This is a genomic window from Mycobacterium sp. KBS0706, assembly GCF_005938675.2.
Taxonomy (GTDB): domain Bacteria; phylum Pseudomonadota; class Alphaproteobacteria; order DSM-16000; family Inquilinaceae; genus Inquilinus.
The window spans coordinates 27,852-42,376 of sequence record NZ_VCCH02000031.1 but is presented as its reverse complement, the minus strand read 5'-3'; the positions used below and the strand labels follow the sequence as shown (position 1 = coordinate 42,376).

Genomic DNA, 14,525 nt, shown 5'->3' with positions numbered 1-14,525 from the left:
CCTCCCGTCCTCCCTAGCCTCTGCCGCGGAACCCCGGAACCGGAGAACGCAGATGTCCGAGCATTTCGACACCCTGATCCTCGGCAGCGGCCAGGGCGGCAAGCTGCTGGCCTGGACCCTCGCCCGGTCGGGCCAAAAGGTCGCCGTGGTGGAGCGGCAATGGGTCGGCGGCTCCTGCCCCGCCGTGGCCTGCCTGCCCAGCAAGAACGAGATCTGGAGCGCCCGGGTCGCCCATCTGGCGCGGCACGCGGCGCCGTTCGGCACGACCACCGGCCCGGTCCGCACCGACATGGCGGTGGTCCGCGGCCGCAAGCAGGGCATGGTCGACCGCGAGATCGCCTTCCATCTCGGCGCCTACAAGGACAGCGGCGCCGAGCTGGTCATGGGCACCGGGCGCTTCGTGGCGCCGAAGACCATCGAGGTCGCCCTGAACGGCGGTGGGACCCGCCGGCTGAGCGGTGACAAGGTGGTGGTCAATGTCGGCACCCATGCGGCCATGCCGGACATCCCCGGCCTCGGGGCCGCCCGGCCGCTGACCCATATCGGCGCGCTGGAGCTGGATGAGCTGCCGGCGCATCTGATCGTGCTGGGCGGCGGCTATGTCGGCATCGAGATGGCCCAAGCCTATCGCCGCTTCGGCAGCCGGGTGACGCTGATCGAGCCGGGCCCTCGGCTGATGGGCCGCGAGGATGCGGACGTCGCCGGGGAGATCCGGCGCATCCTCGAGGAGGAGGGCATCGAGGTGCTGACGGGCGCCGAGCCGGTGGCGGTCCAGGGCCTGTCCGGCGACGCGGTCATCGTCACGGTCCGCACGGCAAAGGGCGAGCAGGCGGTCGAGGGCAGCGACCTGCTGGTCGCGGTCGGGCGCGTGCCGAACACCGCCGGCATCGGGCTCGACCTAGCCGGCATCGCGCTGGACGACCGCGGCTATCTCCGCGTCAACGACCGGCTGGAGACCAGCGCCGCCGGCGTCTGGGCGATCGGCGAGGCCGCCGGCAGCCCGCAATTCACCCATGTCTCGGTCGATGACCACAGGATCGTCCGCGAGAACATGGCCGGCGGCAGCCGCAGCACCCGCGACCGGCTGGTGCCCTATGTCATGTTCACCGACCCGCCGCTCGCCCGCATCGGGCTCAGCGAGGCCGAGGCGCAGCGCCGGGGCGTCCCCGTCCGCGTCGCCACGCTGCCGATGGCCCAGGTGCTGCGCACCGCGGCGACCGACGAGACCCGGGGCTTCATGAAGGTGCTGGTTGGAACGGACGACCGCATCGCGGGCTTCACCATGGTCGGCTCCGAGGCCGGCGAGGTGCTGGCCGCGATCCAGACCGCGATGCTGGCCGGGCTGCCCTACCAGACGCTACGCGACGCCGTGATCGTGCATCTGACGATCGCGGAGGGGCTCGGGCCTTTGCTGTCGAAAGTGCCGGCGGCGCAGTAGGCCCGTCTTATCCCTCGTCCCGGCCCTCCAGCCGTTGCAGCAGCGCGGCGAGGGACGGGCCGAGGCGGCGCAGCTCGGCGCGGTGGATGGCGGACAGGCCGGCCAGCACTGCCTCCGCCCGGTCGGTCAGCGCGACCAAGGCGCGGCGCCGGTCCGCCGGGTCGGCCTCGCGCCGCACCAGCCCCAGCGCCTCCAGCCGGTCGACCAGCCCGACCGTGCTGTGGTGGCGCTGCACCAGCTGCTCCGCCAGCTCGCCGATCGTCACCCGGTCGCGGTCCGGGAAGCCCTTGATCGCCAGCAGCGCCTGGTGCTGCTGCGGCGTCAGCCCGGCCTCCTTCGCCGCCTCGCCGCTGAAATCCAGGAAGCGCCGCAGCGCGTGGCGGAACGCCGCCAGCGCCTCGTAATCCACCTTGCTCAGGGCCTGGGTCATCGCGCCGCGCATCCTCGCACTTGAAATTATATCGCACTGCGATATTTATCCGGCGTCCGGGCTCAGCGCCGGATGCTCCTTGATCCACCGGAATCCAGCCAGATGTCGAGACCCGCAGCCCCGGCGGCGCCTACCGCTATCTCCACCCGATCCGCCAGGCTCGGCGACTTCACCTTCGACCGCGGCGCCCTCCGGCTGATCGCCATGGCGCCGGTGGTCGCCACGGCGGGCACCGCCGCCGCCTGGGCGCTGCTGCAGCTGATCGCGCTGGTCACCAACCTGGCCTATTTCGGCCGGCTTTCGACCGCCGCGGTCGATCTCGGCCAGTCGCCCTGGGGCATCGCCGCAGCGCTGGTGCCGCCGGTCGGCTGCCTGATCATCGGCCTGATGGCCCGCTACGGGTCGGAGAAGATCCGCGGCCACGGCATCCCGGAGGCGATCGAGGCGATCCTGATCGGCAGCAGCCGGATCCAGCCCAAGGTGGCGGTGCTGAAGCCGCTGTCTTCCGCCGTCTCGATCGGCACCGGCGGTCCGTTCGGCGCCGAAGGCCCGATCATCATGACCGGCGGCGCGCTGGGGTCGCTGTTCGCCCAGATGTTCAACCTGACCGCAGCGGAGCGGAAGACCCTGCTGGTCGCCGGCGCGGCCGCCGGCATGACCGCGATCTTCGGCACGCCCGTCGCCGCGGTGCTGCTGGCGGTCGAGCTGCTGCTGTTCGAATGGAAGCCGCGCAGCCTGATCCCGGTCGCCACGGCCGCCATCGTCGCCGCCGCCTGGCGCCCGCTGCTGTTCGAGACGGGGCCGCTGTTCGCCTTCGGCGGCATGGTCGACCTGTCCGGCCCGGCGCTGCTGGCGGTGATCGGGGTCGGCATCGCCGCCGGCTTCGGCTCCGGCATCCTCACCGCGCTGGTCTACGGCTTCGAGGACCTGTTCGAACGGCTGCCGATCCACTGGATGTGGTGGCCGGTGCTGGGCGGCATCGCCATCGGCGTGGGCGGGTTGATCGAGCCCGCGGCGCTCGGCGTCGGCTATGATTCGATCCGCGCCCTGCTGGCCGGCCATCTGCCGCCGGGGGACGTGCTGCGCCTGCTGGTGGTCAAGGCGCTGATCTGGTCGATCGCGCTCGGCTCCGGCACCTCGGGCGGCGTGCTGGCGCCGCTGCTGATCATGGGCGGGGCGCTCGGCGCGCTCGAGGGCACGGTGCTGCCCGGCGGCAGCGGCGTCTGGGCTCTGCTCGGCATGGCGGCGATGATGGGCGGCACCATGCGCTCGCCGCTGACCGCCGCGGTGTTCGGGGTCGAGCTGACCGGCAACCTGGCGATGCTGCCGGCGCTGCTGGCCGCCTGCATCGCCGCCTATGCCGTCACCGTGCTGCTGCTGAAGCGGTCGATCCTGACCGAGAAGATCGCCCGGCGCGGCCATCACATCCTGCGCGAATACATCGTCGACCCGTTCGAGCTGACCCGCGTCGGCGACGTCATGGTGGCGCGGGTCGATACGCTGCCGGCGGCGATGCCGGTCGACGACGCCGTCGCCTTCTTCACCGATGAAAGCGGCGGCCCCCGGCACAAGAGCTACCCGGTGGTCGACGCGGCCGGTCGTCCGGTCGGCATGGTGGCGCGGGCGGATGTGCTGCGCTGGATGGTCTCCGGCTGGCCGCGCGGCACCAGCTTGGCCGACGCCGTCGCCGGCGGTCCGCTGGTGCTGGGCCATCCGGACGAGATGGTCGGCCGGCTGGCGGACCGGATGGCGGAAGGGGATGCCGGCCGCGTCCCGGTCACCCGGCGCGAGGACGGCGTGCTGGTCGGCATCCTGGCGCGTAAGGACCTGCTGCGGGTGCGGGCGAAGTTGCGGCGCGAGGAGATCGATCGCGCCCGGCTGCTGCGCCGGGGCGAGACGGTCTAAATTCCTATCGCCGGACTGGGGTGTTAACAGCGGTATATCATTTGCCACAGAACCGGCGGGTTTGCGAAAAACTCTTTCATTTCGAAGATGGCACAAGACAGATGCCATCCGAAAAGGGGGGGAGAACAAGCATGTCGGTCAAAGAGCTCGAAGCGACGAAACCACTGCCGTTCCATGTGCCGCACAAGGCCGCACGGCAGGAGGCCTATGTGACCCGGGCCCTGGCTACAGGAAAATTTGGGTCCGGAGGATGGTTCTCCAACGAGGCTGAGCGGTGGCTGGTGGACCGCGCCGGTTGCCGGCGCGCCGTCCTCACCGGGTCCTGCACGGCGGGGCTCGAGATCGCGGCGCTCGCGCTCGGCGTCGGGCCTGGCGATGAGGTGATCGTCCCGACCTTCACCTTCTGCGCCACCGCCACGGCGTTCGAGCGGACCGGCGCCCGGATCGTCTTCTGCGACATCGATCCGGCGACGATGATGATGGATGTCGCCGATGTGGAGCGCCGGATCACCAGCCGCACCAGGGTGATCCTGGTGGTGCATTATGGCGGCGCGGCCGCCGATCTCGGCCGGCTCGGCGCGATCGCGGAGCGCCGCGGGATCCACCTCGTCGAGGATGCCGCCCAGGGCTTCGGCTCGACCTGGAACGGCCGTGCGCTCGGGTCCTTCGGTACCTTCGGCGCCCTCTCCTTCCACGAAACCAAGGTGGTGGGGTGCGGCCAGGGGGGAGCGCTGCTGGTGAACACCGACGACCCCGTCCTGCTGGACCGGGTCGATGAGATCATCGAGCGGGGAACCGACTTCTCCCTCGTCAAATCGGGCGCCAAGGCGTTCTACGAATGGACGTCGCCAGGGTCGAGCTTCCGGCTCGGCGAGCTGCAGGCGGCCTTGCTGCTGGCGCAGTTCGAGGAGTTCGACGAGATGCTCGCCCTGCGCCGCCGGCTGGGCGACGCCGTCCTTCAGGCCCTCGACGTCAGGCGCCTGCCGCTGCGGCTGCTGCGGGCGGACCCGCACACGGCCGGGAACCACCACTTCATCGGCGCGGTGGCGGACAGCGAGCGGATCGCCGATGCGCTGATGCGGCATCTCCAGCGATGCGGCATCGACGCCCGGGCCCATTACGTGCCGCTGCACCTCTCGCCGCGGGCGCGGCAGATGGGCTATGCCGTGTCCTTGCCCAATGCGGAGGGCGTCTGGAAGAGGCTGGTCCGGTTGCCGGTGCACACGGCCATGACCGAAGGCGACGTCGATCGCTGCGTCCGCAGCGTCAATGACGTCCGGACATGGTCGTGCGAAGGGGCGTCGGATCCGGGTCCGTCCTTCGCGACCGCGAAGCGGCCGGCGAGGCGCTACTCCGCCGCCGCGCGGCGGCCGTCGCGGTCGGCGGCGTAGCGGCGGACGGCGGCGCCGAAGGCCGCGAACAGCGCCGTCGAATCCGGGTTGTCGCGGAACTTCCACTCCGGGTGCCACTGGGTGGCCAGGCCGAAATAGGGCGCGGCCTCGATCCGCACCGCCTCGATCTGGCCATCCGGGGCCGTCGCCTCGACCGCCAGGCCGGCGCCGAGCCGGTCGATGCCCTGGGCGTGAATGGTGTTGACGATGGTCTCGGCCTTGCCGAACAGCGCCGCCAACACGCCGCCCTCGGCCAGCCCCACCGGATGGGCCGGGCCGTACTGCACCTCGACCGGCCTCGTCTCGTCGGCGCGGTGGTCGGCCCGGCCGGGTACGCGCTCGACATGCTGGTGCAGGGTGCCGCCGCAAACCACGTTCAGCTCCTGCAGGCCGCGGCAGATCGCCAGCACCGGGAGGCCGCGCTCGATCGCCCGGCGGATCAGCGGCAGGGTGGTGGCGTCGCGGTCCGGGTCGTGCGCCGTGCCGGGCTCGCTGGCCGCGCCGGCATAGTGCTTGGGCTCGACGTTGGACAGGCTGCCGGTGATCAGGAGGCCGTCCAGCCGGTCCAGCACCGCGTCGATGTCGTGCCAGCCGCCCAGCGCCGGGATCAGGAAGGGCAGGCAATCCGCCCCCTCCGACACCGCGCGGATGTATTTGTCGCCGACGACGTGGAACGGGTGGACCCCGAGCGGCTTGACGCAGGCCGGGATGCCGACGACGGGACGGGATGCGGACATGGGCAGGCTCCTGGACCGATGCCTCATATTTCGCCGCGCAGGCCGGGTTCGACCAGCCCCGCACGGGCGGGACTGGCCCTGCGGCGGGCGCATGGCTCGGCCCGTCGCGACAATGCCTCGATTGCCCCCTTCCGGCCCGCCGCGATCCGTGGTTATAAGCGATTCAACGAATGACGGCGGGGGCCCCCATGTTCCTGGTTCCGACCTATGTCGCGCCCAGCGCGATCCACGGCCTGGGCGTGTTCGCGACGGCGCCGATCGCCCGGGGCACGCCGATCTGGCGGTTCGAGCCGGCGGTCGACAAGGTGGTGCCGGAGGAGGTGGTGGCCACGCTGCCCGAGGTGCCGCGCCGCTTCTTCGAGACCTACGCCTATCTGTCGCCGGACTTCCCGGGCGGCTTCGTGCTGAACGGCGACGATGCCCGCTTCCTGAACCACGACGACGACCCGAACACCGACAATTCCGGGCCGGTGACCCTGGCGGCGCGCGACATCGCGGCGGGCGAGGAGATCACCTGCGACTACCTGGTCTGCTGCCTGGAGGAGCGCGACGGCCCGCTGGCGCGGCGGCTGGAACCGGCGGAGTCGTGACCGATCTGGTGCTGCGCCCGATCCGCGAGGCCGATCTCGACGCGGTGCGCCGGCTGCAGGCCGACTCGTTCTCGGCCCTGGCCGGCGACATCCACAGCCCGGCGCAGATCGCGGCGCATGTGGCGCTGATCATGGCGCCGGACTATGCCGCGGACCTGCTGTCGAACAACCTGCTGGTGGCCGAGGCGCCGGACGGCGCGCTGGTCGCCACCGCCGGCTGGTGCCGGGTGCCGGACGACGCAGCCGTGGCCCGGCTGCGCAAGGTCTTCGTCGCCCCGGGCCGGGCCGGCCAGGGCCTCGGCCGCCGCATGGTCGAGGCGTCGGAGCAGGCCGCACGGGATGCCGGCTTCCACCGCTTCCGGGTGCGCGCCAACGCCAATGCCGAGGCCTTCTACGCCCGGCTCGGCTACCGCCCGGTCCGGCGCGAGGACATGCTGACGGCCGGCGGCATCGCCCTGCCGACCGTGATCATGGTCAAGGGCTGACCGCCGGGTCGATCCGGAGGGCGGGTTCGCCCCACATGTGTGTCACGGTTGAAGCGCCGCCTCGGAACCGACCGGACTCATCCGGTCGCCGCTACTCCAGAACTACGACGGCTTCGACCTCGAACAGCATGGGGTCGATGGCGAGCTTCGGAACGGGAATCAGGGTCTGCGCCGGCAGCGCCGGACCGAACATCTCAGTGACGGCCTGGGTCAGCACCGCGAGCTTGGACATGTCGTGGTCGACCACGAAGACCGTGAGCTTGGCGACCTGGTCCGGCCTGGCGCCGAGCGCCTCGAGGGCGGCGCCCAGATTGGCATAGGCCTGCCGAACCTGGACCGCGAAATCGGACGACAGGGCCCCGGTGCCATCCTGGCCGCCCTGTCCGGAGATATAGGCCACCCGGGCGCCCGGGGGTGTGATCACCGCCGTGCTGTAGCCGTTCGGCGACGGGTCGTAGAGGGTTTTCGGATTGACGATGGTCAGCCCGCGACCGGTCTCGTTCGCCGTCGCCGCAGCGGAAACGCCCATGGTCATGATGATCAACCCTCCGATCAGCAAATGCTTGATTGCGCGTGACATGATTCTCTTGGCTCCGCGGGTCGTCGGCGCGATTGCCCGTACGCCGTACGAGTGATCGCATCGTACGCCATACGAGTCAATCGGCCAAGGATCGACATTCGTCGCGTCGGCGGCCAAGATCGGCGGCCTGACTGGCGGGAAAAGACGGATGGCAGCCAAACGCAGCGGCACCCGGAGCAAATGGTCTCGGCCGATCGATGCGGCGCTGCAGCCCACGCCGCCGCCGCATGGTGAAACCCCGCTCTCGCTGGACCGCATCGTGGCGACGGCGGTGGAACTGCTGGACGAACGGGGCGTCGACGGATTGACGATGCGCCGGCTGGCCGATCGCCTCGGCTCGGGCGTGATGAGCCTGTATTGGCATGTCGACAACAAGGCGGGCGTCTGCGATCTGGCGCTCGATTCGGTGCTCGAATATCGCGGACCGCCGCCGCAGACCGGCGAATCTCGGGACTGGCGCGAAGACGTCGTTCATATGCTCGAAGACTGGCGCGCCACCATGCTGCGCCATCCCTGGTCGGCATCGCTGCTGCCGGGCCGGGCGCTCGGCCCGAACATCCTCGGCCGCCTGGAGCTGCTGGCCGAGTGCCTGTCCAGGGCCGGCGTGGCGGATGCGGAGATGAACGTCGCGATCTGGTCGCTCTGGAACTATGTGATGGGCGCCACCATCACCCGGACCAGCTTCGACCTCTCGGACGACGACAGGGCCGCCGGGCAGCAGCGCCTGACCCGTTCCAGCGCACGCTACCCGACGATCGAACGCTCCCGCCTGCTGCTGGACGATGATTGGGGCGGCGCCTTCACCAAAGGCCTCGACTTCCTGCTCGACGGCCTCGTCCCGGGACGGGCACGGCCGGGCGTCAGCGCAGCCGGACCAGGCCGGCCTCGGTCGGCGTGAAGCCGCAGGCATCGCGGTAGAAGCCGCGGAGATGCGGGTCGAAATCGGCATGCAGCCATTCGCAGCCGGCCGTCCGGGCCTGCGCGACCGCCTCCCGCACCAGCCGCGTCGCATGGCCCTGCCGCTGCAGCGCCGGCGTCACCGCCGTGTCCAGCAGGAAGGCGTGCACGCCGCCGTCCCAGGCGACATTGACGAAGCCGATCAGGCGCCCGGCCTGGCGCAGGCACACCCAGCCCAGGCTGAAGCGGTTGACCTGCGCCCACCAGTCGTCGCCCAGCACGGCATGCTCGAAGCAATCGGCATGCAGGGCGTTCAGCTCATCATTGGCGAAGGCACCGCGCCATTCCAGCACCGTGTCCGCCACCGCTCAGCGGTCGCTCTTCTTGCGCGGCACGACGAACAGCTTGTTGTCCAGCTGCACCCCGGGCTGCATGCCGGTCAGATCGACCTGGGTGACGGTGCCCTGGGCGTCGACCGCGACCCAGCTCTGCAGCAGCATCGGATTGGTGCTGAGATTGAGGGTCAGGCTGCCCTCCTCCGGCTTGTCGGTCTGCACCAGCTGGACGCTGAGCAGGTTGTTGCCGCGGCTGACCTTGACGACGGTGACGTCGCCCGACAGCCGGACATTCGACCGGGTGATGAAGTCGGCGATGGTCGAGCCCAGCGGCACGTCCTTCCGCTGCCGCAGCTCGGCATCGTAATAGGTCAGCCAGGTGCCGTCGGCGATGTACATGTAGTCGATCGGCGGGTCGTATTCGAGCCGCATCTTGCCCGGCCGCTTCAGGTAGAAGCGGCCGCGATACAGGTCGGTGTTGTTGGTGGTCTGGACGAAATCCGCCTGCACCGTGGTCAGGCTGCCCAGATACTGCTCGACCCGGGCCAAGTCCTGCCGGTCCTGGGCGGTCAGCGGGGCGGGTTGCACCGCGGCCGTGGCCGGCCCGGCGGCGATCAGCAGTGCGGCCAGGGCCGCGGCGATGAAGCGTGGGATGGTCATGGCAGTCCGGATACACGGGGTCTGTGTTCCAAGTAGGGCGCGGACCCCGCCATATCCAGGGCGGCGAGTTGCCGCTCAGTCCGTCAGCACGTCGCTGGCCTCCGCCTGGGCGGCCAGCGTGGCGGCGTCGTCCGGCAACAGCCAGCCGGCGGCGACCTGTTGCGCCGCTTCCGCCTTCACCCGGGCGACGAAGCCGGCATGGTCGCGATAGCGCTCCTGCAGCGACGGGCGCGGGTCATGCGCGGCGATGCGCTCGGCCCGGGTCCGGGCGAAGGGGATGAAGCCGCCGAGGAAGGAGCAGCCGAGGCCTGCGCCATAGCCCTGGGCCAGAACGTTCCAGCCGGTATAGGTGCCGAGCGGCACCAGCGCCTGGACCGAGGGCACGCCGGCGACCTCGTTGCCGTCGCGGTCGACGCGCACGACCTTCGACGGCAGCGCCTGCCGGATCCGCGGGGGCAGAAAGTCGGGGACGCCGCTGAGGTCCTGATAGTCGAAGCCGCGGCCGACATCGTAGTCGAGGAAGACGTTGAGCCTGCCGTCCGGCCGCGGCGCGTCCGGGATCGCGGGCCAGCCCATCGCCCGCGACGTCGGATCGACCAGCTCGCCCGCGGCCAGGGTCGGATAGCGGCTGGCCGGCGGTTGTTTGCCCGACCGGACCCAGTCGACCAGGGCCTGGCGCAGCGCCCGCAGGGTCATCGACGACGGGTTGGGGTTGCCCGGCAGGACGCAGGCGGGCGCGCCCGGAAAGGCCGGATCGCCGGTGGTCGAGAAGCCGCCGATCGCCGATCCGCCATGGGTGACGCCGGGGAAGTAGTAGCGGCGGACATTGGCCGGCAACGGCAGGTCCCGGCGCGCATCGGTGCCGACCAGCCCCGGCGACAGGCGCAGGCCCCACAGCTCCGCCGCGCCGAAGGTCTCCATGATCTTCGGGCAGGTGCCGGTGGCCTGGCAGCGGTCCAGCAGGCTCGAGGGGCCGCGCCGGCGGGCTCGGTCATCATAGCGCGTCCACCACAGCGTGCCTTCGCTGCCCAGCTCGTACAGGGTGGCGGCGCCGCCGGGCACGCCGAAGCGGAGGTTCATCGGCAGCTGGCGGGCGGCGATGTTCGGGTTCAGCCCGTCGAACACCATCCGGCCCTGCTCATCGGCATTGAAGCCGAGATTGAGGAAGCTCTTCAGGAAGTTGCCGGATTGCGAGGTGCCGGTCGCCACCGTCCAGCGCACCAGCCCGGCCGCCGGGTTGGCCGTGCCGGCATCGTCCGCCGTGGCGTGGCGCAGGAAGGCGTTGAGGTCGCGGGTGGCGGCGAAGCCGATGCCCAGCACCTTCGGGTTCTTGCCGGTATAGGCCAAGCCATAGGCGAAGCGCGGGTCGAAGCCGCCGCGCAGGCAGATCCATCCCGGGTCCGGCGTGCCGGGGAAGGCGCTGTCGCTGCAATTGCCGAAGGCCCAGTCGCGCGGCGGGACCGGGATCGCCGGCCGGTCGTCGGCCGATTGCCGGAACAGCCGCGCCCGGCGGGTGTCCAGCGTCGCCGGCGCCGGCCCGGGGCCGGTGCGCGAGAAGCCGACCAGGATCGGCAGGCTGCGCGTCCCCGGCGCCATGTTCATGAAGCGGGCGAAGGCCGGCCCGGTCAGGCCGCTCGCGACCGGCACCTCGGCGGTCTGCAGCCCGTCGGTGGCCGGGATGTCGCCCTGCCAGCCGCTGACCACGCGGATATGGCCGTCCGGATCGGCGGCGACGCCGCCATTGCCGCGGTTCGGCACGTCATAGACCAGCACGCCGCTGGCCTGCTTCGGGTCGGCCGGCAGGGCGATGGTGAAGGTGGCGGCATATTCGACCTTGCCGCGGGAATTGCGCGGCGCCTGCCGCAGGTCGGTGATGATGGCGTTGGCCGGGTCGGCCGGGTCCAGCTCGCCGCGGAAGCGGCCGTGCAGGATCTCATAGGCCGGGGCGCCGGGCTTGGCCGGGGCCGCCGACTCCTGCCGCTCCACGGTCAGGGTGGTCAGGCGGGCCTGGGCCAGGTCCGGCAGGCAAAGGGCAAGGACGGCCAGCGCCGCGGCGCGGATGATGCAACCCCTCATGCGTTCCCCCGTTGTCGTGTTGGTTCAGCCGGCTTCCGGCAACTCCAGGTCCAGCAGCGCCGAGGACAGCGACTTGCCGTGGCTGTCCAGGGCCAGCGAGGTGGTGACGCCGCTGCCCAGCACGCCACGGCCGACGAAATGCAGCGCCGCCAGGCCGGGCAGCTCGAAGCGGGTGAAGCGGCCGGCAATGTCGCCGCAGAGATGCGCCTCCACCCGCTCTGCCGTCACCGCGCGGCGCAGCCGGTCGTAATCGGCGGGGTCGCGGGCGATCACGCTCAGCGTGGTGGTGTCGCCCTTGTCGCCGGCGCGGGCGTGGGCGAGCTGGCCGAGGCGGACCATCATGCCTCCAGGATCTCGACCGCGGGGCTGACGTCCCGCCGGTCGATCAGGGTCGAGACGATGCCGACCACCGGGCGCAGGGCGCTGCGCACGCCACCCCCAGCGGCGGGACCGTTGGTGTAAAGGCTCTCCACCTCCCGCGCGGCATCGGCCGCGGCCTCGGCGCTGGCGGCGCGGGCGCACAGCCGCAGCCGGACCTCCGAGGGCGCTCCGCCGCGCAGCCGGCCGGGCAGCAGCGAATCGACGCCGACCAGGTCGAGCTTGAGGTCGGTGATGTCGCCGCGCCGTTCCAGCCGCTCGCGCAGGATGTCGGCGGCGCGCCGGCCGCGCTCGACCGCGCCGGACCCGCCATAGGAGATGCCGGCCTCGGCCTCCCACCCCGCCTCATAGGCGACGCTGACCTTCAGCGATTCCGGCCGCGGTCGCCCGCGCGCGCCAGCGACCGCGACCCGGTCGGCGCCCTGCTCGGCCACCGACACGCCGGTGACGTCCAGCACCACGTCCGGCGTGACATAGGCGCCGGGGTCGGTGACCTCGTACAGCAGCTGCTCGGTCACCGTGGCGCGGCTGACCCGGCCGCCGGTGCCGGGCAGCTTGGTCACGGCGATGCCGCCCGCCGCCGTCACCTCGGCGATCGGGAAGCCCAGATCGGCCAGACCGGGCGCATCGCTGCCGTCGGCATCGGCGAAATAGCCGCCGGTGACCTGGCCGGCGCATTCCATCAGGTGGCCGGCCAGGGTGGCCGTGGCGATGCGGCCGGCATCGTCCAGCGCCCAGCCGAAGCGCCAGGCCAGCGGCGCCACGAACAGGGAAGGGTCGGCGACCCGGCCGGTGATCACCAGCTGCGCCCCGGCCTCCAGCGCCGGCAGCATGGCGTCGGCGCCGAGATAGGCGTTGGCGGCGATCAGCGGGCCATGCGCGGCCAGCGGCCTTCCGTCCTCCAGCGCGGGTGCGGCCGGGTCGATGCGGTCGAGCACGTCGTCGCCGGTCACCACCGCGATCCGCATCGCCAGCCCGAGCTCGCGGCACAAGACGGCGGCGCGGCGGCCGGCGCCCTGGGGGTCGGCGGCGCCCATATTGGTCAGCACCCGGATGCCCTGGGCGGCGACGCCCGGCAGAACCGGGCGCAACCGGCGCTCCAGCAGCGGGTCGAAGCCGGCATCGGGGTCGGCCCGGCGGCGGCGATGGGCCAAAGCGATGGTGCGCTCGGCCAGGCATTCGAACACCAGCGCGTCCAGCCGGCCGCGCGCCACCAGCTCCGCCGCCGGCTCCAGCCGATCGCCGGCGAAGCCGGCGCCGGCCCCGATCCGCATCGCCTTCGGCATTCAGATGGCTCCCGTGGCCCAGGCGACGGCCGTCATGACGAGGGTCGAGGCAAAGGCCCATTTGAAGATGAAGCGCTGATGGGCGCCGAGCTGCACCCCGGTCAGCCCGACCAGGATGAAGGTCGAGGCGGTGAGGGGGCTCAGCGGGAAGCCGGTGGTCATCTGGCCCAGGATCGCGGCCCGGCCGATCGCCAGCGGGTCCTGGCCCAGCGCTCCGGCGGTGCCGGCGAACACCGGCAGGATGCCGTAATAGTAGGCGTCGGGGGTGAAGACGAGGCTCAGCGGCATGCCGGTCACCGCCACGATCTGCGACAGGTAGGGCGCCAGGGCGGGGGGCACGACGGCCACCAGCGCCTCGGCCATGGCACCGATCATCTTGGTGCCGCCCAGGATGCCGGTGAAGATGCCGGCGGCGAAGATCATCGCGGTGACGGTGACGACGCTGTCGGCGTGCTTCACCAGCCGCTCGCGCTGCTGCTCCCAACGCGGGTAGTTGACCAGGAGCGCGATGGCGAAGGCGGTGATGAACAGCACCGGCAGCGGCCACAGCCCGGCCAGCAGCGCCACGATCAGGGCGATGGTCAAGGCGGCGTTGAACCAGGCCAGATGCGGCCGCCGCGCCGCCTGCTCGGCCTCGGTCGTCTCGACCAGCGCGACGGCGTCGACGCCATGGGCGATGCCCAGCCGCTTGCGCTCGCCGCGGCCGATCAGCCAGGCGGCGACGAACACCCAGGCCAGGCCGGCGACCATCGCCGGGATCACCGGGTTGAACAGGGCCGAGGCGTCGGTCTTCAGCACCGCCATGGCCCGCGCCGTCGGCCCGCCCCAGGGCAGCAGGTTCATGGTGCCGGCGGCCAGGCAGATGATGCCGGGCAGAACCAGCGGGTTCATGCCCAGCCGGCGATGCACCGGCAGCAGGGCGGTGACCGTGATCAGGAAGGTGGTGGCGCCGTCGCCGTCCAGCGCGACCAGCATGGTGAGGAGGGCGGTGATCAGGCACAGCCGCACCGGGTCGCCCTGCACCAGGGACAGCAGAAACCCGATCGGCCGTTCGAAGATGCCGATGTCGAGCATCAGCCCGAAATAGAGGACGGCGAACATGATCATGATGCCGACCGGCGCAACCTTGACGATGCCGTCCAGCATCATCGCACCCAGGCCGGCGCCGAAGCCGCCCAGCAGGCCGCCGGCCAGCGGCACCAGCACCAGCGCCACCAGCACCGAGACGCGGCCGCTGAGGATCAGCGCCAGGAACACCGCGATGGTCAGGAACCCCAGGGCCGCCAGCATCCACCATCCTCCCGTTGCGGCGGCCGTCCTTCCGTCGGCGACCGCTC

Annotated in this window: 15 protein-coding genes; 6 read left to right on the top strand and 9 right to left on the bottom strand. The window is 71.5% G+C overall.

Features of this window, described 5'->3' with window-relative positions; all coding sequences use genetic code 11:
- Window positions 1-52 precede the first annotated feature (52 nt).
- Complete coding sequence (locus tag FFK22_RS18185; RefSeq protein WP_138889353.1) at window positions 53-1,438, top strand: FAD-dependent oxidoreductase; 1,386 nt, start codon at window positions 53-55, stop codon at window positions 1,436-1,438.
- A gap of 7 nt (window positions 1,439-1,445) precedes the next feature.
- Here FFK22_RS18185 and FFK22_RS18180 read toward each other — a convergent pair whose 3' ends face one another.
- Complete coding sequence (locus tag FFK22_RS18180; protein ID WP_186002533.1) at window positions 1,446-1,868, bottom strand: MarR family winged helix-turn-helix transcriptional regulator; 423 nt, start codon at window positions 1,866-1,868, stop codon at window positions 1,446-1,448.
- A gap of 102 nt (window positions 1,869-1,970) precedes the next feature.
- Between FFK22_RS18180 and FFK22_RS18175 the strand changes: the two genes are divergently transcribed.
- Together FFK22_RS18175 and FFK22_RS18170 are read left to right on the top strand one after the other, a co-directional pair.
- Entirely contained in the window at window positions 1,971-3,773 is a 1,803-nt protein-coding gene (locus FFK22_RS18175; RefSeq protein ID WP_138889351.1) for a chloride channel protein, read from the top strand.
- A 131-nt stretch (window positions 3,774-3,904) separates the two neighbouring features.
- A complete protein-coding gene (locus FFK22_RS18170; RefSeq protein ID WP_186002532.1) occupies window positions 3,905-5,164 on the top strand; it encodes an aminotransferase class I/II-fold pyridoxal phosphate-dependent enzyme in 1,260 nt (419 codons plus the stop codon).
- On the opposite strand, the gene FFK22_RS18165 is transcribed toward FFK22_RS18170, so the two are convergent.
- Window positions 5,122-5,901, bottom strand: coding sequence for a gamma-glutamyl-gamma-aminobutyrate hydrolase family protein (locus FFK22_RS18165; protein WP_138889349.1), 780 nt, complete (start codon window positions 5,899-5,901; stop codon window positions 5,122-5,124). The two genes, FFK22_RS18170 and FFK22_RS18165, sit on opposite strands and share 43 nt — an antisense overlap.
- A 188-nt stretch (window positions 5,902-6,089) precedes the next feature.
- Here FFK22_RS18165 and FFK22_RS18160 point away from each other — a divergent pair, with 188 nt between their 5' ends.
- Both FFK22_RS18160 and FFK22_RS18155 read left to right on the top strand, forming a co-directional pair.
- Window positions 6,090-6,491 (top strand): SET domain-containing protein, encoded by a 402-nt coding sequence (locus FFK22_RS18160; RefSeq protein WP_138889348.1) that lies wholly within the window; start codon window positions 6,090-6,092, stop codon window positions 6,489-6,491.
- Window positions 6,488-6,976, top strand: coding sequence for a GNAT family N-acetyltransferase (locus FFK22_RS18155; protein WP_138889347.1), 489 nt, complete (start codon window positions 6,488-6,490; stop codon window positions 6,974-6,976). The genes FFK22_RS18160 and FFK22_RS18155 overlap by 4 nt, the downstream gene beginning before the upstream one ends.
- A gap of 91 nt (window positions 6,977-7,067) precedes the next feature.
- On the opposite strand, the gene FFK22_RS18150 is transcribed toward FFK22_RS18155, so the two are convergent.
- Entirely contained in the window at window positions 7,068-7,511 is a 444-nt protein-coding gene (locus FFK22_RS18150) for a RidA family protein (RefSeq protein ID WP_221938682.1), read from the bottom strand.
- 193 nt (window positions 7,512-7,704) lie between these two features.
- On the opposite strand from FFK22_RS18150, the gene FFK22_RS18145 reads away from it, so the two are divergent.
- Window positions 7,705-8,454: a TetR/AcrR family transcriptional regulator gene (locus FFK22_RS18145; RefSeq protein WP_138889345.1), complete on the top strand. Its 750-nt coding sequence runs from the start codon at window positions 7,705-7,707 to the stop codon at window positions 8,452-8,454.
- Here FFK22_RS18145 and FFK22_RS18140 read toward each other — a convergent pair.
- The 6 genes from FFK22_RS18140 to FFK22_RS18115 form a co-directional block, all read right to left on the bottom strand.
- Complete coding sequence (locus tag FFK22_RS18140; protein ID WP_138889344.1) at window positions 8,417-8,818, bottom strand: GNAT family N-acetyltransferase; 402 nt, start codon at window positions 8,816-8,818, stop codon at window positions 8,417-8,419. The two genes, FFK22_RS18145 and FFK22_RS18140, sit on opposite strands and share 38 nt — an antisense overlap.
- Window positions 8,819-8,821: 3 nt before the next feature.
- Window positions 8,822-9,448 (bottom strand): outer membrane lipoprotein carrier protein LolA, encoded by a 627-nt coding sequence (locus tag FFK22_RS18135; protein ID WP_138889343.1) that lies wholly within the window; start codon window positions 9,446-9,448, stop codon window positions 8,822-8,824.
- Window positions 9,449-9,523: 75 nt separating this feature from the next.
- On the bottom strand, window positions 9,524-11,524 hold the full coding sequence (locus tag FFK22_RS18130; RefSeq protein ID WP_138889342.1) for an alpha/beta hydrolase domain-containing protein: 2,001 nt from the start codon (window positions 11,522-11,524) through the stop codon (window positions 9,524-9,526).
- A gap of 24 nt (window positions 11,525-11,548) precedes the next feature.
- On the bottom strand, window positions 11,549-11,866 hold the full coding sequence (locus FFK22_RS18125; RefSeq protein ID WP_221938681.1) for a hypothetical protein: 318 nt from the start codon (window positions 11,864-11,866) through the stop codon (window positions 11,549-11,551).
- Window positions 11,863-13,188 carry an acyclic terpene utilization AtuA family protein gene (locus FFK22_RS18120; protein WP_138889341.1) on the bottom strand — a complete coding sequence of 442 codons (1,326 nt, stop codon included), beginning with the start codon at window positions 13,186-13,188 and terminating at the stop codon, window positions 11,863-11,865. The genes FFK22_RS18125 and FFK22_RS18120 overlap by 4 nt, the downstream gene beginning before the upstream one ends.
- Window positions 13,189-14,478 carry a CitMHS family transporter gene (locus FFK22_RS18115; protein WP_138889340.1) on the bottom strand — a complete coding sequence of 430 codons (1,290 nt, stop codon included), beginning with the start codon at window positions 14,476-14,478 and terminating at the stop codon, window positions 13,189-13,191.
- Window positions 14,479-14,525: the final 47 nt, after the last annotated feature.